At 32.0% G+C, this 18,893-nt stretch carries 16 protein-coding genes; 1 reads left to right on the top strand and 15 read right to left on the bottom strand.

The window, feature by feature from the left end; translation table 11 throughout:
- Window positions 1-2: 2 nt before the first annotated feature.
- From rbsD to D7D81_RS19530, 8 genes are all read right to left on the bottom strand, one after another.
- The gene (gene rbsD / locus D7D81_RS10325) at window positions 3-509 is read right to left on the bottom strand and encodes a D-ribose pyranase (protein ID WP_125989725.1); all 507 of its coding nucleotides are present in this window, start codon (window positions 507-509) and stop codon (window positions 3-5) included.
- Window positions 510-575: 66 nt separating this feature from the next.
- On the bottom strand, window positions 576-1,538 hold the full coding sequence (locus tag D7D81_RS10320) for an aldo/keto reductase (RefSeq protein WP_164522213.1): 963 nt from the start codon (window positions 1,536-1,538) through the stop codon (window positions 576-578).
- A 54-nt stretch (window positions 1,539-1,592) separates the two neighbouring features.
- Window positions 1,593-3,119, bottom strand: a complete 1,527-nt coding sequence (gene xylB / locus D7D81_RS10315) for a xylulokinase (RefSeq protein WP_125989721.1) — start codon at window positions 3,117-3,119, stop codon at window positions 1,593-1,595.
- Between the two features lie 94 nt (window positions 3,120-3,213).
- The gene (locus D7D81_RS10310; protein WP_205739175.1) at window positions 3,214-4,179 is read right to left on the bottom strand and encodes an ABC transporter permease; all 966 of its coding nucleotides are present in this window, start codon (window positions 4,177-4,179) and stop codon (window positions 3,214-3,216) included.
- 24 nt (window positions 4,180-4,203) lie between these two features.
- The gene (locus D7D81_RS10305; RefSeq protein ID WP_205739174.1) at window positions 4,204-5,700 is read right to left on the bottom strand and encodes a sugar ABC transporter ATP-binding protein; all 1,497 of its coding nucleotides are present in this window, start codon (window positions 5,698-5,700) and stop codon (window positions 4,204-4,206) included.
- Between the two features lie 27 nt (window positions 5,701-5,727).
- Window positions 5,728-6,405: a deoxyribose-phosphate aldolase gene (deoC, locus tag D7D81_RS10300; RefSeq protein ID WP_125989719.1), complete on the bottom strand. Its 678-nt coding sequence runs from the start codon at window positions 6,403-6,405 to the stop codon at window positions 5,728-5,730.
- Window positions 6,406-6,473: 68 nt separating this feature from the next.
- Window positions 6,474-7,481: an ABC transporter substrate-binding protein gene (locus D7D81_RS10295; RefSeq protein ID WP_286170398.1), complete on the bottom strand. Its 1,008-nt coding sequence runs from the start codon at window positions 7,479-7,481 to the stop codon at window positions 6,474-6,476.
- A gap of 102 nt (window positions 7,482-7,583) precedes the next feature.
- Complete coding sequence (locus tag D7D81_RS19530) at window positions 7,584-7,730, bottom strand: hypothetical protein (protein WP_164522212.1); 147 nt, start codon at window positions 7,728-7,730, stop codon at window positions 7,584-7,586.
- Window positions 7,731-8,237: 507 nt separating this feature from the next.
- Between D7D81_RS19530 and D7D81_RS10290 the strand changes: the two genes are divergently transcribed.
- Window positions 8,238-8,618 (top strand): helix-turn-helix domain-containing protein, encoded by a 381-nt coding sequence (locus D7D81_RS10290; protein WP_125989717.1) that lies wholly within the window; start codon window positions 8,238-8,240, stop codon window positions 8,616-8,618.
- 211 nt (window positions 8,619-8,829) lie between these two features.
- On the opposite strand, the gene D7D81_RS10285 is transcribed toward D7D81_RS10290, so the two are convergent.
- The 7 genes from D7D81_RS10285 to D7D81_RS10255 form a co-directional block, all read right to left on the bottom strand.
- Entirely contained in the window at window positions 8,830-9,723 is an 894-nt protein-coding gene (locus D7D81_RS10285; protein WP_125989715.1) for a hypothetical protein, read from the bottom strand.
- 319 nt (window positions 9,724-10,042) lie between these two features.
- Complete coding sequence (locus D7D81_RS10280) at window positions 10,043-11,194, bottom strand: DUF262 domain-containing protein (RefSeq protein WP_125989714.1); 1,152 nt, start codon at window positions 11,192-11,194, stop codon at window positions 10,043-10,045.
- The gene (locus D7D81_RS10275) at window positions 11,191-11,988 is read right to left on the bottom strand and encodes an FRG domain-containing protein (RefSeq protein ID WP_164522211.1); all 798 of its coding nucleotides are present in this window, start codon (window positions 11,986-11,988) and stop codon (window positions 11,191-11,193) included. The genes D7D81_RS10280 and D7D81_RS10275 overlap by 4 nt, the downstream gene beginning before the upstream one ends.
- 1,954 nt (window positions 11,989-13,942) lie before the next feature.
- The gene (locus D7D81_RS10270; protein ID WP_125989710.1) at window positions 13,943-15,283 is read right to left on the bottom strand and encodes an SIR2 family protein; all 1,341 of its coding nucleotides are present in this window, start codon (window positions 15,281-15,283) and stop codon (window positions 13,943-13,945) included.
- Between the two features lie 487 nt (window positions 15,284-15,770).
- The gene (locus D7D81_RS10265) at window positions 15,771-16,313 is read right to left on the bottom strand and encodes a hypothetical protein (RefSeq protein WP_125989708.1); all 543 of its coding nucleotides are present in this window, start codon (window positions 16,311-16,313) and stop codon (window positions 15,771-15,773) included.
- The gene (locus D7D81_RS10260; protein WP_125989706.1) at window positions 16,292-17,482 is read right to left on the bottom strand and encodes a hypothetical protein; all 1,191 of its coding nucleotides are present in this window, start codon (window positions 17,480-17,482) and stop codon (window positions 16,292-16,294) included. The genes D7D81_RS10265 and D7D81_RS10260 overlap by 22 nt, the downstream gene beginning before the upstream one ends.
- A 59-nt stretch (window positions 17,483-17,541) precedes the next feature.
- Window positions 17,542-18,429, bottom strand: a complete 888-nt coding sequence (locus D7D81_RS10255) for a hypothetical protein (protein WP_125989704.1) — start codon at window positions 18,427-18,429, stop codon at window positions 17,542-17,544.
- Window positions 18,430-18,893: the final 464 nt, after the last annotated feature.

Genomic DNA, 18,893 nt, shown 5'->3' with positions numbered 1-18,893 from the left:
TATTATTTTTCACTCTTATAAAACATATCTCTCTTATCAGCCTCTTCTATATTTTTAATTCTCTGCTTATAGAAATCAGGCATTTTTAAGCTTTCTTTTTCAAACCAGGCATAAGGGTCAGTTCCTGCCTGCAAAACTATATTTCCCCATGGGTTATAATCTCCAGTTCGTATAATTGCTCGAGCCCCATAAGCTATCTCCTTTAAAATTTTCTCATGGGGTATGTCTTCAAAATCTACTTCTTTAAATATCTTTTTTAATTCATCATATAAAGGTTGATTATTACTCTTTGTTTCGGGTGCACACATCACTTTCTCACTGATAAACTCTTTATTAATAGTGCTAAGAACTGTAGGCAGATCTGGCAGACCTTTTTTTATTGCTAAATCAACACAATCTGCTTCTTGGGGAATTGGAAAGCCAGCATCACAAACTAATAAAAATTGTCCATGGCCCATACTGGCAATAACTCTACTGACTTCACGGTTTAAAATTCCTTTACGTTTCATAAATATTCTACCCCTTTCAAATAAATTATTATCCCAATTCTTGGATAACAAACAGCTTTTAATATTTTAAGCTTGTAAAATTTCATCTATTTTTTCTATTAACTCAGATTTAAGCTCCCAATCAAAAGCCCTTACATTCTCTCTTACTTCTTCTACATTTGTCGGCCCGGCAATAATAGTCGAAATCCCCTTTTTAGCAGCCAGCCAGTTTAAAACCAGCTGTACCATGGGTTTTCCTAACTCATTTGCTATTTGGCGAACTTCAGCTGCTTTTTTTGAATTTTTCTGCAATTTTTTTCCTCTAAGTTCTGAATTGGCTGTTCTCACATCACCATTATCAAGTTTCTCGATTTCAAAACTATCAGTTAAAAGCCCCTGACAGAGTGGACTGTATGGGATTACACCAAGATTATTATTTTCTGCATATGGAAGTATTTCCGCTTCAGTTCTGTAATTTAATGCTAAATCATGATAGTGATCTGAATTTCTATCTATCATATTATATAAGACCTGGTCACTCACAATTTCTTCATATTTTTTGGCTTCTTTAATCAAAAATACATTATAATTGCTGAGTCCTATATTGCGGATTTTCCCCTTTTCTTTAAGTTCATTCAATGTTGAAATAGTTTCTTCTAAAGGAGTATTAGGATCAGGCCAGTGTAGCTGATAAAGATCCAGATACTCTATATCTAGTCTTTGCAAAGTTAAATCAACCTCTTCTAAAATACTCTCGCGAGAAAGATTATGAGTTATAGTTTTAGAATCATCCCAGCGCAGTCCACATTTGCTGGCAATATAGATCTGATCTCTCTTACCTTTGATCGCCTCACCTAATACCTTTTCGGCATGACCAAATCCATAAACCGGAGCAACATCAAAGAAATTAATACCTAGTTCCATTGCCTCTCTAATTGTTTCAACTGAACTTTTATCATTAGCCTCTGTCCAGTCGTTTCCTACCGGCCAGCAGCCAAATCCCAGAACTGACACTTTTAAACCCGAACTACCTAATTTTCTATAAAGCACTTTAAAACCCTCCAATTTATCTACATATAGAATTTATATTAATTAGTTTAAAATTTAATCAATCTCTGATAGACTATTATAGACACCTGTCAGAGAAGAATAAGCATCTTTAAAAACAGGATAAAGCTTTTGATATTTTTTAACCTTTTTTTGCTCTGGTGTTTCTTTTTCAATAATAGGATTTAATTCTTCAGCAACTTCCACTCCAGAAAAAATACCAACCCCAACTCCCCCTGCTATTGCTGCCCCCAGAGAAGTAGCTTCTTCTAAAATTTTAGGCATTAACACTTCTTTATTATAGATATCGGCCATTATTTTGCGCCAGGTTCTACCTTTGGCACCTCCACCAATAACCCTGATTTTTGAAAAATCTATTTCATTTTCAAATATTTCGCTGATTATTTTTAGGTTAAAAGTAACACCTTCTAAGACAGCTCTAATTATATCTTTTCTAGTATGTCTTAAAGTAAGACCCACCAAAGCCCCCTTTGCCTTTGAATTCCAGTGAGGACTTCTTTCTCCCATTAGATAGGGTAGATATAAAAGATTATTTGCCCCAGCTTTCGCACCTTCTACAGATAAATTCATTAATTCATAAACACTCAAATCTAAATCTTGAGCTGCCTGCTGTTCTAGCTGACATAAAGTATTTTTTAACCAGTTATATGAGGCACCAGCTGTCTGCATCGTTCCACAGGGCATATACATCTTAGGATCCATGTGGATCCAGTTGAAAGTCTGCTGTTCTGGATCCAGAATTGGTTTTTCAGTGGCAAGCGCTATCCAGGATGAAGAACCAAGGTAATTATATGCATTTCCCTCTCTGACAACTGCAGCTCCTACTCCAGCTGCTGCTCCATCTCCTGAGCCCAGCACCACTGGTGTGCCGGCTTTAAGGCCAACTTCTTCGGCAATATCCTTGCTAACTTTTCCTATCACATCAAATGAAGATCTTACTGCCGGTAATTTATCGCTATCCAGACCGATGGCAGAAATAATTTCAGCTGACCAGCGTTTTTTATTAATATCATAGAGATTCATTCCCGAGGCATCAGAATAATCAGTTACAAATTCACCAGTCAGCTTATTGACTATATAATCTTTAGCATGAACAAATTTATATGTTTTTTCGTAAATCTCTGGCTGATTATCCATCATCCACATTATTTTTTCTACAGAATAAGCTGGACTAACTCTATGGCCTGTTATCTTATATACCTTTTCTGCGCCGACATTATCTCTTAACTTTCCTGCCTGCTTGACACTTCTCTGGTCTGCCCAAATAATAGAACGGCATAAAGGAGCCCCATTTTTATCTAAAGGCAGGCAACCCATCATCTGAGCACTAAAACTTATCACCGCAATTTCTTCTTTTTTTATTCCACTTTCGAAAATCAATTTTTTTGTTGACTTACATACTGCTTTCCACCAGTCATCAGGATTCTGTTCAGCCCAGTTTACATCTGGATAAAAAGTTTCATACTCAGACAAATGATTACTAACAAGCTTTCCTGCACTGTTATATAAAGTTGCCTTATTTCCGCTTGTACCAAGATCATGAGCTAAAATATATTCTCCCATTTGCCAAACCCCCCTCTTTAATTTTCATTACTGCTTTCTTCAAATTCTTCTCTACAGTAATATGATTTTTGCGTTCCTGTATTTAGATTCCTGACTATTGTTTTTTACGTACCTGATCAAATAACACTGCCAGAACAATTAAAAGACCAGTAGCTATTCTCAACCAGAATGGATCAACCCCCAGTAAGTTTCCACCATTGCGGAGGGTTGTCATAATTAACGCGCCAATTACTGTCCCAAATACAGAACCTTCTGCACCATTAAGACTGGCTCCTCCAATTACTACAGAAGCTATGGCATCTAATTCATACATATTACCTGAAGTAGGAATACCAGATGAAAGGCGGGAAGTAAGCATTATACCAGCAACTGCAGATAAAAATGCATTTAACATATAGATTGCATAATAATTGATGCGCATATTAACACCGGAAAGGCGAGCCACCTCATCACTACTTCCGATGGTATATACATTCCGGCCAAAACGGGTTCTTGATAATACAAAAAATGAAATCCCAACAACAATGATTAAAACAACAAAAAGCATCGGCAGTCCCAGCACAGTCACTTGCGCGAAACTAATAAAACTTCCAGGTAGTCCAGTAATAATCTGACCCCCACTCAAAAGCAGAGCAAGACCTCTGGCCATACTCATCATACCAAGACTGGCTATAAATGGTGGCACCTTACCTTCATAGATAAATATACCTGTTATTGCCCCTAATACTATCGCTATTAAAAGCGTTATAATCATAGCCCCAAAGACAGGTACACCGTTTACCATCAATAAACTTATAATTATACTACTTACCCCAACAATAGAACCAACCGAAAGATCAATACCACCTGAAATAATAACAAATGACATCCCCGTAGCAACAACAGCGATTACAGAGGTCTGTCTTACCAGGTTAAAAATATTATTATAAGTGAGGAAGTAAGGACTTAAAATAGACAAAACCCCCCACATTACAAATAAAACTAAAAACAATGTCGCTTTAGAAACATTTATTTTTAAATAATTGATTATTTTATTTTCTTGAACTATCTCATTTCCCACTTAAGACACCTTCCTTTATCATTCTTATAATGTAGCTAACTGAAGTAGTTTTTCTTCACTTGCTTCTTGCCTATCTAAAATCCCTGTTATCTCACCTTCAGAAATAACAGCTATTCTATCACAAACACCAAGTAACTCCGGTAAATAAGAGGAAATAAATACAATTGCTTTACCTCTCTTTAACAATTCAGCCATCAATTTATATATTTCTTTTTTAGCCCCTATATCAATACCAACTGTTGATTCATCAAAAAATAAGATAGAGGCATCTATATTCAACCATTTGGCAATGACAACTTTTTGTTGATTACCTCCACTCAAGTATTTAACTTTCTGCCTTATGGAAGGGGTTTTAATATTTAACTCCCTAATATTCCTCTTGCTTTGTTCTCTTTCAAAATTGATATCTAAAATACCAGCTTTACTTGAATACTTAGAACTAATAAGACTACAGTTATCCTTTACACTTAACGGAAGTGCCAGGCCCTGTCTCTGCCTATCTTCAGGTATTAAACCAATTCCAGAATCTATTGAATCAATAGGTTGTTTAATATTTATTTTTTTCCCATTAACCATAATCTCTCCAGAATCAACTTTATTTGCTCCAAAAATAGTTCTAAGAAGCTCTGTTCGCCCGGCACCTATCAAACCGAAGAAACCCAAAACCTCTCCTCTATAAAGTTCAAAAGAAACATTTTTTACCTGCTGACCACTATTCAAGTTTTTAACTTCGAGGATTTTTTCACCTCGTTCAATATCTTCCTTATAGTATAAATCACCAAGTTCACGACCAACCATCATGGCTATTAGGTCATCTTCAGTAACCTTTTCTATCTCCCTGGTGCCCACATATTGCCCATCACGAAGAACAGTTACCCGGTCACAAACCTCAAAAACTTCATCAAGACGGTGATTAACATATATAATGGAAACCCCTTTTTTCTTTAAATCTTCCATTGTTCTGTGTAATTCTTCTGTCTCTTTTTCTGCTAATAAGGCTGTAGGTTCATCAAAAATCATTATATTTGCTTGATGAGAAAGGGCCTTTGCTATGGCCACCATTTCCTGCTGAACATTGGTCAGATCACCCAGCCTATCTTGGGGGTTAATATTATTTAATTTTAAAGAATTTAATATTTTTCCTGTTTCTTGGTACATTTTGTTCCAATCAAGAACACCATATTTGCCAGGTTGCTGTCCCAGGAAAATATTCTCCGCTACAGATAACTGAGGGGCAAGCATTAAATGCTGATAAACTGCTGATAACCCATATTCCTCTGCCATGATAGGATTATTAATCTTAACTTTCTTACCATTTACTAATATATCACCACTAACAGCATCTTTTTGATAAACCCCCATCAAAATCTTAAGAAGAGTTGATTTCCCTGCTCCATTTTCTCCAATTAATCCATGTATTTCTCCTTTTTTCATCCTGAAATCTACCCCATCCAGGGCTCTTACTCCAGGAAAAGATTTTACTATCTTCTGCATTTCCAGTGCATATACTTCCTGTGCCAATTAAACTTCCTCCTTCCATACAACAATTCAAACTATATTATTATCAATCTCAGCCAATATTTTCAGACCAGAACTACTCCCTATCCTTGAGGCACCAGCATTTATCATACTTTTATAATCATCAAGTGTCTTTATTCCTCCTGCTGCTTTAACCATCTTTTTATTGCCTACTATTTCCTTCATTAATTTCACATTTTCCATAGTAGCTCCCTCAGGGCCAAAACCAGTAGAGGTTTTTATATAATCCACTCCTTCAATCTCTAAGCATATTTCTGCCAGCTTAATTATTTCATCCTTTTTTAAATAACAGGTTTCAAAAATAACTTTCAATGTAATATCTCCACAGACATCAGCAAGCTGATTAATATCATCTTTTACTTTATCCCATCTTTTATCCTTAACAGCAACTAAATTAGCTACCATATCAACTTCTGTTGCTCCATTAGCTATTGCTTCTTTTGTTTCAAACACCTTGGTAGCAGTTGTATTATACCCAAGTGGAAAGCCAACAGCGACATCAACTTTTACATCTGTTCCTTCCAGCTTTTTGCTGGCATATTTTACAAAATCAGGTCCAATTGCTACAGAAGCAAAACCATATTTAACAGCCTCTTCACATAATTTTTGAATATCTGCAATTCTCCCAGCAGGATTTAAACAAGTATGATCAATTGTTTTGGCAACTTCTTTTTTTGTTAGTTTCATAATCTCTTCTCCTTTTTTTTATTAGTAGTATCACCCCCATTTTATATCATGGGGGCAACTTTGTTATTTTACTCAGCTAAAACAGCTTCAGCACGTTTTTGGGGATTTAACAAGTAATAAATCTCTTCGTCATCAAAATTATCTTTTGTCACAGCTACCACACCTGTATCCACATATTTAGGAAGCTCTTTTCCTTCAATCGCATCTACTGCAAATTGAACCCCTTTATAGCCCATACCAAATGGATCCTGAACTATTAAACAATCAATAGAACCATTTTGAAGGGCCCTTTTTTCATCATCATCTGCATCAAAAGCTACCACAGGTAATTTATCTGTTAATTTTCTTTCCTCAATCGCCCTGGCAGTCCCTATACCAGTATGATTATTATCAGCAAAGAAACCAACTAATGCTTCAGCATTACTTGTAAGAATATCTTCTGCTGTTGATAAAGCCTCAGCAATACGGTTATTAACATAACGTGTTTCCAGTAATTCTAAATTAGGGGCATATTCTTTCAATCCTGTGATAAATCCTTTATCACGATCAGCCAGAACCTGTACACCAGCCATAGAACTAATTATACCTACCTTACCAGAGTCAATAGAATTACCATGTTCTTTGACTAATTTTACAAACATTTCCGCTGCTAGTTTTCCTCCTTTAATATTATCAGTTGCAAGATGGGAATTAATTTTATCAGTATTTACTTTATTATCAATTGTAATAATTTTGATACCCAGATCATAGGCCCGCTCTAAAGAAGGTACTGTAGCATCAGAACTGGTGGAAGCAATTACAATTGCATCAGGTCTTCTTGAAATAACATTTTCTAAAATAGAAACCTGCTCTGCAATATCAGCTTCTGAGGTCGGCCCATGTTTAGTAATTTTTACATTATCCATTTTTTTATCGGCTGCTTCTGCACCAGTAAATAGATCCTGCCAAAAACCAGAATCAGTAGCCTTGACAATAACAGCAATATTATACTCCTCAGCGAATAGAACAGTTGAAAAACTAAAAGTCAGAACCATAAGCAACACAAATAAGACAAAAAATCTTTCTTTCTTAATCATTTTCAAATTACTCCTCCTTTTAAGATATCTTTTCACATTTTAAACATAAAAAAATGGACCAGGAAATAAATTTCCCGGCCCAGGGCCCCAGGTCAAACTTAGCTATTCTTTTTCCAATCTGGCAATTCTAATAATAAATTCCTCATCTCTTCCCCTTATTATTACTATCTCGTGATTGAATAACTTGTAGATTTTATCTCCCGGTTGATATTCTGGTAAAACTCCCTGCCGCTTCTTCTCTTTCTGCACAGCAACCCCTCCCGGGAACCATACTCCACCCCAAACACCTCTACCACAAATTTACAAAAACATGTCCATATGGTATAATTATTAAATGAAAATCATTTACTAGAACAGCTGAGGACTGTTCTCTGTTTTTATATCTAATACCCCCTTTCTAATTAAAATAAGTTACTAAGAGATAAATAAAGATACTTGCATAGGTATAGTGTTGAATAAATACTGTGATTAAAAAAATATATATGTTTAGATGTAATATAAGTATTTAACTGAGTCTTTAAAAAACTTAAAAGTTAAATATACCTTCTTATATTATTTATCTCTTTTTCACTATTAAACTAGATGTTTTGCTAATATATATTCCTATTTACTATTGTTTAGCAAGTTCATTTAAACCGAACTTTATTAAAGTATACATTATTCGTTGTAAAGTTGTCAAGTATATTTTAAAGAAAAATTATTTAAAATAATGTTTTTGGTCAATTATATAGACTTTATCGTAAAGGGGTTAAAAATATGACACTAGGAAAACGAATACGTAAACTCAGAAAAGAAAAAGGTCTTAAACAAAAAGAACTAGGAGAAAAACTAAATGTAGTTGAGTCTGCAATTTCACTATATGAAAATGATGTTAACATACCTGATATAAATAAAGCAAAAATATTAGCGGAAGAATTTGATGTTTCTTTAGAATACCTGCTTTTTGGGAAAGAGCAAAATCATTTGCTAAACAAACTCAGAAATCTAACAGAGAATAATTCTGAACTGGAGAATTTGCTATCCTGTTTAGCAGACCGGAAAGATTTACTGCAATTACTCCAGGAAACAAAAAGCCTTAACCCCAGGGAAATAAAAAAGCTCATTCGGATAATTAAAATAGTAAAAGAAAAGCCATGATGAAATTATAATCATCATGGCTTTTTTCGTTAGTATTCGTTCAACAAGGTATTTCCTCAATTGCATATTTTTAATTAATCATATTTTCAAGCTCAAATGAAATTTTTTAAGAATTTATTTGGGCTTTTACTTGCAATTGCGGAAATACTCCTGATTTGTTAGGTAAAGTGCCGTCATTTACGGCCCCCAAATTAAAGAAATCTTATCAATATTATTCATTTAAAATATCTTTAATAACATAACTAATCCACTGACCAGGTTTTTGGGGGGTATCAAAATCCACCCAAGCTGTTTTCATATAAGATATATCGGCCTGCCAAAATCCATCATCTCTTCGTTTCTGCCGTAAAACATCCATAGCATCATTACACCTTTCATCATCAAGTAAGTCGTTTGCTTTAAGTAATGATAGAATTTCTATAATATTTGATCTATATGTATATGGATAAAAGTTCTTTATAATTGATGATTCTATTGGCTCTCCTGTAGAAAGCTTTTTATACACTTTATGATCAAGTATATATTCCAATCCTTGATTTAATTTATTTTGAACTTCTTTAGAAACATCGAATCTCTTTTTATACTCAGTAAGTGTAATCATAGATTTTACTACACCATAAAAACAAGGTGTTTTCTTCATACAACCACCGTATTTTGTAAATAGATTCTTTCCTGTCCATCTACATTCTTCTCCTCTACTAGTGCTTTGATATTTTATTATCCAGCTTATTCCTGCATCTATCAAATCTTTATCATCATAATTCATCTTCATAAGTATACTGGTAATCATTGAGTTATGACAGGAAAGCAGACCATCTTTATCTCCAGTTAGAGAGAAACCTTCTTTGATATAAGATTTTTCTATAAGCATATTCAGCCATCTTTTTACTTTGTTTAATGTATATGTATAGGGAATTTCTGAAAGCTCTAATAAACGCCACTCATATGCTCTAAGACCAACAAAAGTTCTTGGTTTTTGTTTTGGTTCAGCCAAAAGTTTATTTATCAGCTCAGATTCATTTAATATCTTTTTTACTTTTTTTATACTTACGTTTTTTCCCTGATCAAAATCTTTTTTCAGTGTTAATGCTGGATCAATTTTCATCAAATTTTCCTTCCTTCTCATTATTTACGCTAGACATTTCGCCGATCAAGTAAACGTAGTTTATACAAAACCCCAATTCCTCACAGAACCGTACTTGCCCTATTTAGGCATACGTCTCTTCACTTGATTATTCACCTAATGTAGCTAACACATAGGGATTATTTTTAAAGATATATTTCTTCTAATACTATAGAACAGTAATTAATGTATTTAAAATACCAGTGCCTTACATAGCTCTTATGTTAGGCACTTAAATTTGCGTGGAACGACGCCAGAAGTGGAACCGTAAACCTTGCTGTTATACGCCGTTATTTACCATTTATGCAAAAGTAATTTCTTTAATTAGTTTTAATATCTTATTAGAAACACTATTTATTCTGTCAGGATGTGTTGTAGAACTTGTAATATCTTCAAAACCACTTTCTAAAAAACCCTCTTTAATACAATCCCTAATCTTATTAGCATTCACTTCTTTCGTAAAGTTTACATCAATTGTATTTAAAAGATAGTCATAAACAGGCATCATTATCATCATTATACTAGTTTGGAATTTATGATTTCTAACTGATACATCATGATATACTTCTTTAGAAAAAGGATTAATAATATCATGATTATAAAATACTTCTTTAAGAAATATATTTAATTTTTTAATAAAGGATTTATATTTTTCTATATATTTTTTACTGGTTTCTTCATTATTATCTATTTCTTTCATTTTTTTCATAAAATCATCTCTATATTCAGTAGAGGCATAAAAATCTTCATTTATTCCATCTTCTACTATAGAAAACATAACATAAAATGATTGATGTATTTTTTTATCTTTATAACGGGAAGATGTAATATTATATACTTCACTTAATACTTCATCTTTTTTAAATTCATCAATAATTTTCTCTAACCATCTATGAAACGCACTATAAAATATAACATTCCTAATTTCTTGGGAAGTTAGTTGATTAGTACCTTTATTATATCTAGTAAATATCTCTATTTCTAATTCGGGATTATTTTGCATATGTATATATTGTAAAGTTAAACTTACTTGGAATTTTAATTTATTTTGAATAGTAGGATTTAAATCTTTAAATTTCTGACCATTTAAAAAATAATATTTTTTCAATCCCGTTAATGAAAACTTATCATTCAAAAATCTATACACTGCTTTAAGTCTGTGATGACCGTCAATAACATTACTTATATGAGGTATCTTTGTAGTATCTGAAGCTAAATATATAGTAGGAACGGGTATTCCAGCTAATAAAGACTCAATTAATAAACTTTCTTCATGTCTAGTAAACTTATAATCTCTTTGATAATAAGGTCTTAAATTTATTCCACCTTCTTCATTATAACCCTTTTCTATTTCATCACAAATACTCATCAAATTTAGTTCATTTACATTTGATTTTACTTCCCATTCTTTTAATCTATTTTCTCCAGACTCTAATAAATCTTCATTTCTCATTTAACCCATTCCCCTTTCTTTTTAATAAAATATTCTAATTTAATATCCTCAGATATAGATTCTAATTCAGGATAAATTATTGTATTTGTTATTCCAAAATTAAATAACTGCAACCTTATTTTATTGATAGATTCTTTATCTATTATAATTTTATCCAATAAATCATCTGATCCTTTCAAGTCTTCTATACAAATACTACTATTACTAAATAAGGTAAAAACACCTTTTTGTGCATTTATTCTATCATTATTAAATGGACCATAAATTGCAATGGGATATTTATCATAAGTATATTTACCTATTCCATAATTTTTTTCAATAGAATTCATCCAAATTTCATCAGAATTAACATTAGGTATATCATCCAAGTAAGGAGGTAACTCTTTTACATTTTTATTTAATTTTAAAGCATTTAAACACCATACAACTGGATTGTCATTCTCATCATATTTAAAACTTGTATCTGCTAAAGCAAAATATAAAGATATAAGTGGGCTTTCTGTCCAGTCTAAAAGTCTTGTAGGAGTTCTATAATGTTGCATTAAAAAAAGCCATTCCCAATTATTTTTAGGTATATTATTTAAATAAGGTGTGGCCCTTGATTTAAATTTATTTAAAAATTGGATTTCACACTCTCTATGATATTTTCTTTTGCCATTTTCATCTACTCTTAAAAAGCTAGGTAGCAAATTATATTTCTTACTAGAAGCTTGTCCTCTATAAAATATTTTGTTTTGATTATTAGAAATTATTTCAATAGCACTTACATATTCTTCTAAAGATTTAACATTCATATTATATATCCTCCTTGTTAAGTGATAGATTTGTAAATAATGGCGTATAACGTAACAGGTGTTCACGAAGTAGTCGTTCCTGGACATTTCAAGAATATTTTAAATTCCACCCGCACAAAAAATAGTTATCTACCCTGTAATATCTCAATAAACAAAAATATAACCCAAGTTTGAATTTAAAATATTCCCCTCAGTGTACACTCAGGGATTGGCAGGGCTTTTGCTCATCCTTGCTTTATCAGCAATTGCAAAAGACATGACAAAGGCTATTTCCCGGAGGGTAGGCTGGTTTTTAGCCGTCACGTGAACATCATGTTAAGCGATCGTAGCGGAATCTCTAAGTAACATTAAATCTTCTATTACCTGTTAAACCATAATTATTCAAATTCTTGACTTGTCCGAATTTCCATATCCACCTCTTTGAAAAAATAAAACCATCTGGATTGAATTTACTTTTATCCTAATCTCTCTTCATATTTATTTTTTCAAAGTAAGGACTTCTAAAACGCCTCACAGCAATAAATATACTCTACCTTTTTTTTACTAATATAAGTTTTAGAAGTCCTTAACAAACTGCTCTTAAGTTCGGCAAGTCCTCTAATGATAATATCACTTTCCTAATATTGCTCTTTCCTTGATTTCCTTTTAATACCAAGTTTATCATTAGAATATAAATCAAAGAATCAACATTTTATCGTCCTTACCTCAAAATCAAAATAATTCTCAGCAAACTGAAAAATACCATTGTAAAATTAAATCACAATCAATTAAATAATACCTTAATTTTACAATATTACAATCTATTTTTAAAATAATTATACCATTCTAGGGACAACCTCTTATTTTGATTTTGTCTCCGTATTAGCTTTAAATGTTAATTCTATCCTTTAATAATTTAAATTATTATTTTAGGCTAGATAACCTATAATTTATCACTCAGCTGTGGTTTATTCCGCTAGTCTGGTAGGTCAGGAGCCTTGCGGCTCCCTTCCCCCATAAGAACCGTACATGAGCCTTTCAACTCATACGGCTCAAGCCCTTCAAAACTAGTCCTGGCGACTAGCAAACAATAATTACTTGATTAATTCTTTCATTATTGCTTTGGCGATTCGGATTCGAAGTTTATTAACCCTCTACATTGACAATCTTCAGGAAAATTATTTCCATTGGAATTGTCACTTGTTTTGGTCTATGGTCGCCCACTCTAATGAGTTATTTGGCTTGCCATATTCATAAAGTTTCTCACCTTTCCTGCCTTGAATGACCCATAGGACGTCTGCCTCCTTTCAGAGTAAGGCAAATTTTGAACCCCTATTCACCTCATTACAAGATGACCTTCGCTTCTTCCTATTTCCCATACCCACTATATATTGTATCATAAATCTATTGACCTACCTGAGATATCATTTTCTCAGGAACATATTGGGGTTACCCAGTTCTATATCTTAGCCAATTCATACTACCTTAGGTTCTACCTTTACTCCGGAGACATTGGTCTATTTGTCAAGCAACACGAAAACTTACTTGACCCCATCTCACACCTTTTGGTCATAGTGTTTCAGCCTAATTTCACTATTCACGTTTTACGAAGCTTGCAGTAATTCAATTAATTTAACCTTAGCAGTATATTTACCCTAGCAATCACCTACTTTAAGGCTAGCGGATAGTTCACATTGTCCTTATGGCTCAGCACAAAACCGTTACCAGTAATGCACCCATAAGTAGGGTTACCTCAAATAGAATAGGTAGTCCAAAGGTCAACTTTTTTTGTTGACTTAGACAGCCTAGGATATAGCTTAGTCCCTGTTATGGCGGGGACTGGTCGCACTGTCGCTTAACGTTCCTAGGATTTACGAAGTTTATGAACCTTAGATAGCTCTTATCTTAGGTTCATAAATTTGGGTGCAGCATAGCGGAACTGTAAATCCTATGTTATACGAAGTAGGGACGATTTTTATAAAAATGGTGTATGATGTATAACCATTTCTGGATTATCATTAATTTTATTTTTAACTATTTGTTCTGCATATTTATATGTTTCTTGATCATATATTTCTTTGCTTTCTAATATTTCAATATATTCATCATAACTAATTGGTTCACCGTCTTCCTTTTCATATCCATATAGAAAGAATAAAGGAACTTCAATATCTTCTTCTTCCATAAATAACAATAACAAACCATTTATGTACCCCTCTATATATGCTACATCACTATAAAGTTCATTTTCCATTTTTTCTTTTTGTATTTCATCATATGATTTTATTATTTGTCTTACCTTACAGGAATTCGAATATTCCCCCGTTTTTTTCCTGTTCTCTATTCTTTCTAAAGCATGTATTAAACCATCTTGATAAGAAAGTGTGTATATAATATTAGGAAATTCTATAGCATTATACTCCTTGGCGAGATCTCCATGAATATCTTCAATAAAATTTTTTAAATATGGGATTTTTGCAAATTGCTTATCATTAAGTAAATACCCTTCCTTTATTAATATATTTTTTAGCTTATGTATAAAATAAGTTCCATCAGTAATTATTGGTTTTATATTTTTATCTTGCATTTTATTTTCAGCATTCTCATCTAATGTCACTAAATAAGCTTGAGGTAATATTTCGCCTAATTCTTTACTTAATAGTTCATAAATGTGATTAAAATCTTCATCTCCAAATGAATATCCAATAAATATTATAGTCTTAGTAGCTAAAGCCATTCTTAAATAATTTCCTATTAAATTATTACTTAAGTTATTTAAACATTTTTTATAATCTTTTTCAGTAACTACTATCGTTCCAATATTATTTATAGAACCATGTATTTTAAATACTTTTCTTTCTGGCAAATCCCAAAAAGCAAAATCCTCACTTGTAACTATAGGAATTGCGCCACATTCTCGTTCAAATAAATCATCCCAATTAGTAGTAAAAATATCTTCTATATAATGAATATGAGATAATTCTCGATGGAACCTTGATGAGAAATTATATAATTGTGGAAAAGAAAAAACATAATCAATTCTCTTCTTAATTTTTATCAATAAATCTTTCCTGCTATTTTTCTCACAAAATAAACTCATCAATTTAGAAAAACTAAGGTTATTTTCTATGTCAATATCTAGTTCATAGCATATATCTTCATAAAGTGAATAAGGAAAAACAGTTTTTGTTTCTGTGCTAACTCCAGCACCAGCAAATATAACTAATTTATTATTTAAAGTCGCATCAATTATATCATTAGGCATCTCAAAGTCTCTATTATTTTTACAAATATGACAGTCACAATTATACTCCATTACAAAACCTCCTTTTGTCCCTATTTCGTATAACAATAGACTTCACGTATTGCGTCTAAGTAACTATATTTTTTTCTTAGGCGCATTGCGCAAAAGTAAAATATAGGTTATTATATAGTTAATCAATAATATCAAACCATCGAGTTACCTTTATTAGATACAAAGATAGCAAATATATGAAAGGCTAAAAGTTATGTAGGCTCCAAATCTCTATCAGGATTAATTAGAATTTCATATTAACTGACTATTTCTGATTATTCATTAAACAATAACCATGTAGTAGGAATTCACCCCTCACTAAGTCTTTTTTACTATCTACTTCATCATGATATTTATAATTCCTTCAACTTCGACGAAACTAGACATAAAACAATAAAAAACCCCCTATGTAGGAGGCTTATATATCTCTCTTATTAATCACTAATCTAAATTTATATCAAGTTAATCATCTTTCTTTATACCTCTATAACTCAATGATTTTTATCTATCATCTCCAACCTTTATGATTAATCCATGCAATAAGTTCTTTCCCTTCTTCTATAATTCTTTCAAATATAGTTAAATTAAACGGATCCTTTATATATGTAATACTCTCTCCATTTTTGATGGAATAAACATTAACTTTAAGTGTTTTATTATCAATCCATTCTATATCATCAACAATACCATATATCCTTCGAGCTTTTACTTTATTATCTGGAGAAACAAATACTATATGATATGCTACTATAGTATATTTTGAATAATCAAAACTACCCATAGAAAATACTACAGTGCCTCGATTGTTCTTGTCAAACTCATTAATAATTGCCGGGTAATTATCTCTTGTAATACTAATATAAACTTTATTTCCGTTTTCTATGACATAATATTCCTTTCTTTTCTCTGAAAAAAATATTTGAGTATTAGGGTTAAGATTTATTTTAAATTGAGGCTGACTAATAGTTTTAATATAATACATAACCCCAAAGATGATAATTAAAACTAAAATTACTGTAATAATTTGTTTTAAAAATATTCTTTTTCCCATTGAGTAGGATCCTCCCCACTAGCTTCATTTTTAGGTAGTTTATCATTTCTTTCAGGATACCAGTTTCCTTGATTAAAAAGTTTATCGAAGTAATCCAGGAATAAAAGTATACCAGTAAATCCATATCCTCCATCATCATCAATGTGATTTATTCTATCACCATTTTTATAATAAAACTCTACAGTATCAAGTTTTATAAAACTCTTATCTATATAGTCAGCACTTCCTCTACTTATCTTTTTATAAGTGACTATTAAATAATCTGCCTTTTCAGGAATATTCCTACCACAGAGATAACCTTTCTTCTCCTTATAATCATTCTTACCTAACTCAATTAATACCCCAAAAATTTCTTCAGTGTCTCCTAGAGTTAATTTGAATTCTTCCTGCCCTGTTTTGGCAACTTTTTTCCCCAGGTCTTTTACAGTATTTACTATCCAGTGCCACCCTCTGGTTAAAAAGTTTTCTCCTGCTGCCATTGCTACATCTTTGGCAGTCAATTTAAAATCTTCTTTGGTATATGTATGTTTATATCTATTTATATGACTGGCATCCTTCTTTAAGTTTACTACCCTATCATATGCCTCCAGGGGTATATCTTTAGCCTTTCTATCACTACCTGGGTTCATAATTTTAAAATCTAAACATTCATTTTTTGATGCAGGCCATTGAGTAGGATGCTCCTCATTAGCTTCGTTTTTAGGTAGTTTATCATTTCTTTCAGGATACCAGTTTCCCTGATTAAAAAGCTTATTAAAGTTATCTAGAAATGGAACAATACCAGTAAATCCATACCCTCCCTCATCATCAATGTGATTTATCCTATCACCATTTTTATAATAAAACTCTGTAGTGTCAAGTTTTATAAAACTCTTATCTATATAGTCAGCACTCCCTCTGCTAACCTTTCTATACACAACTATCATATAATCTGCTTTTGGGGGAATATCCCTACCACAGAGATAATCTTTCTTCTCTTTATAATCATTTTTACCTAATTCAATTAATGCACCAAATACTTCTTCAGTATCTCCTAAAGTAAGCGAATATCCTGCTTTACCTTTTTGCAAAGCAGTCTTGCCAAGATCTTTGACAGCAGTTCCTGCCCAGTACCATCCTTGGGTTAAAAAATTCTCTCCTGCTGTCAATGCAACATCTTTGACAGTCAATTTAAAATCTTCCTTGATATATGTATGTTTATATAAATTTATATAACTGGCATCCTCTATTAAACTGGCAGGACCCAATCCCAATTATCATTTGAATTTATTTTTGTATCTTCATTTTTTATATCACTGCTATTATTCATATTATTATTTTCTTTATTAGCATTATTACTTTTTTCTTCTTTAGTCTCCTGCTCGTTTACTATTCCATTTCTCTGACTTAAATATCTTGAATATCCTGTATCGACCTCTTCACCCCATTTTATTCTGGGTTCTGACTTTTGGCTTATTGTTGTCATACCTGTTCCACCACCATTATTATTCTTACAAACACGTATGGAATTAAGCCTGGGCTGTATAATTAAATCTTCTTTTTTGATTATTTCTCTTACACCTTCTTTTAGTTGCCTGGATGAAAGCACTTTTTTTGTATCTAAATTTTTCTTTGTTTTTTCTACATCTTTTATTGCCTCGTTACTTATATGCCTACCCAGTATTGATATTATTCTCCTTAATATATTTAAGGGTCTACCATTGTTAACTAGCCCATCATAACCAGCCTTATTAAAATTGACATTTAGTTCAAAGGAGACAGACTTGAATTTTATGGTTAAAGAAGATATTAGTAATTCCATTTTCCAGTATTCTTCACTTGTAATACTTCTCTCAGTTGCTATCTTAGTTTTAGCTAAATTGTCCAATAAAGCATAATTCCCTTTGAGGTCACTTATAGATGTATATTTATTATCTAATCTTCTCAAAACGGAATTAAGGGATTCATTTTCTCTATAGGGTTTCATGCTAATATATAAAAGATCACTATTGTTAACTGTTATTATATTATTATAAGCAATTTCTTTTTCCCTATCTACATCTACTAATAATAAATAAAAATGATGGTTTATCTTATCTATTTCTTCTTTATATTTTATAGCACAGGCATTAAACATTATTTCTCTATCAACATGTTCTCCCCTGACCCAGCTGATCAATTCAAAAAAATAACAGAGAATAATTCTGAACTGGAAAATTTACTATTCTGTTTAGCCGACCGAGAAGATTTACTGCAATTACTCCAGGAAACAAAAAGCCTTAGCCCCGGGGAAATAGAAAAGCTCATTCGGATAATTAAAATCGTTAAAGAAAAGCCATGATGAAATTTTTCTTCATCATGGCTTTTTTCGTTAGTATTGGGATTTAGATTAAAAAATTATATAATTTTTATCTTTTAATTTTATGATATTTCAAGATATCAGAGTCCAAAAAACTGAGAATGACTCAGACTATTTCTTCAGCAGCTATTTCCTGACTGATTTTCTTGATTAAATTATCAATATCTATTCTTTTTTCCTGTTTAGCGATAGTTATTACCTCCTTACCTTTGTCCTTTATATTTCTATTATATCAATAAAAG

This window comes from Halocella sp. SP3-1 (assembly GCF_003953885.1).
GTDB classification, from domain to species: domain Bacteria; phylum Bacillota; class Halanaerobiia; order Halanaerobiales; family DTU029; genus Iocasia; species Iocasia fonsfrigidae.
Note: the sequence above shows the minus strand (reverse complement) of the source record. Positions and strands in the feature narration are given on the sequence as shown.

Excerpts from the sequence above, each read along its gene's own strand:
- rbsD (WP_125989725.1), bottom strand. The coding sequence starts at position 509 with ATGAAACGTAAAGGAATTTTAAACCGTGAAGTCAGTAGAGTTATTGCC.
- xylB (WP_125989721.1), bottom strand. The coding sequence starts at position 3,119 with ATGGGAGAATATATTTTAGCTCATGATCTTGGTACAAGCGGAAATAAG.
- deoC (WP_125989719.1), bottom strand. The coding sequence starts at position 6,405 with ATGAAACTAACAAAAAAAGAAGTTGCCAAAACAATTGATCATACTTGT.
- D7D81_RS10295 (WP_286170398.1), bottom strand. The coding sequence starts at position 7,481 with ATGATTAAGAAAGAAAGATTTTTTGTCTTATTTGTGTTGCTTATGGTT.
- D7D81_RS10290 (WP_125989717.1), top strand. The coding sequence starts at position 8,238 with ATGACACTAGGAAAACGAATACGTAAACTCAGAAAAGAAAAAGGTCTT.
- D7D81_RS10285 (WP_125989715.1), bottom strand. The coding sequence starts at position 9,723 with ATGAAAATTGATCCAGCATTAACACTGAAAAAAGATTTTGATCAGGGA.
- D7D81_RS10280 (WP_125989714.1), bottom strand. The coding sequence starts at position 11,194 with ATGAGAAATGAAGATTTATTAGAGTCTGGAGAAAATAGATTAAAAGAA.
- D7D81_RS10275 (WP_164522211.1), bottom strand. The coding sequence starts at position 11,988 with ATGAATGTTAAATCTTTAGAAGAATATGTAAGTGCTATTGAAATAATT.
- D7D81_RS10270 (WP_125989710.1), bottom strand. The coding sequence starts at position 15,283 with ATGGAGTATAATTGTGACTGTCATATTTGTAAAAATAATAGAGACTTT.
- D7D81_RS10265 (WP_125989708.1), bottom strand. The coding sequence starts at position 16,313 with ATGGGAAAAAGAATATTTTTAAAACAAATTATTACAGTAATTTTAGTT.
- D7D81_RS10255 (WP_125989704.1), bottom strand. The coding sequence starts at position 18,429 with ATGTTTAATGCCTGTGCTATAAAATATAAAGAAGAAATAGATAAGATA.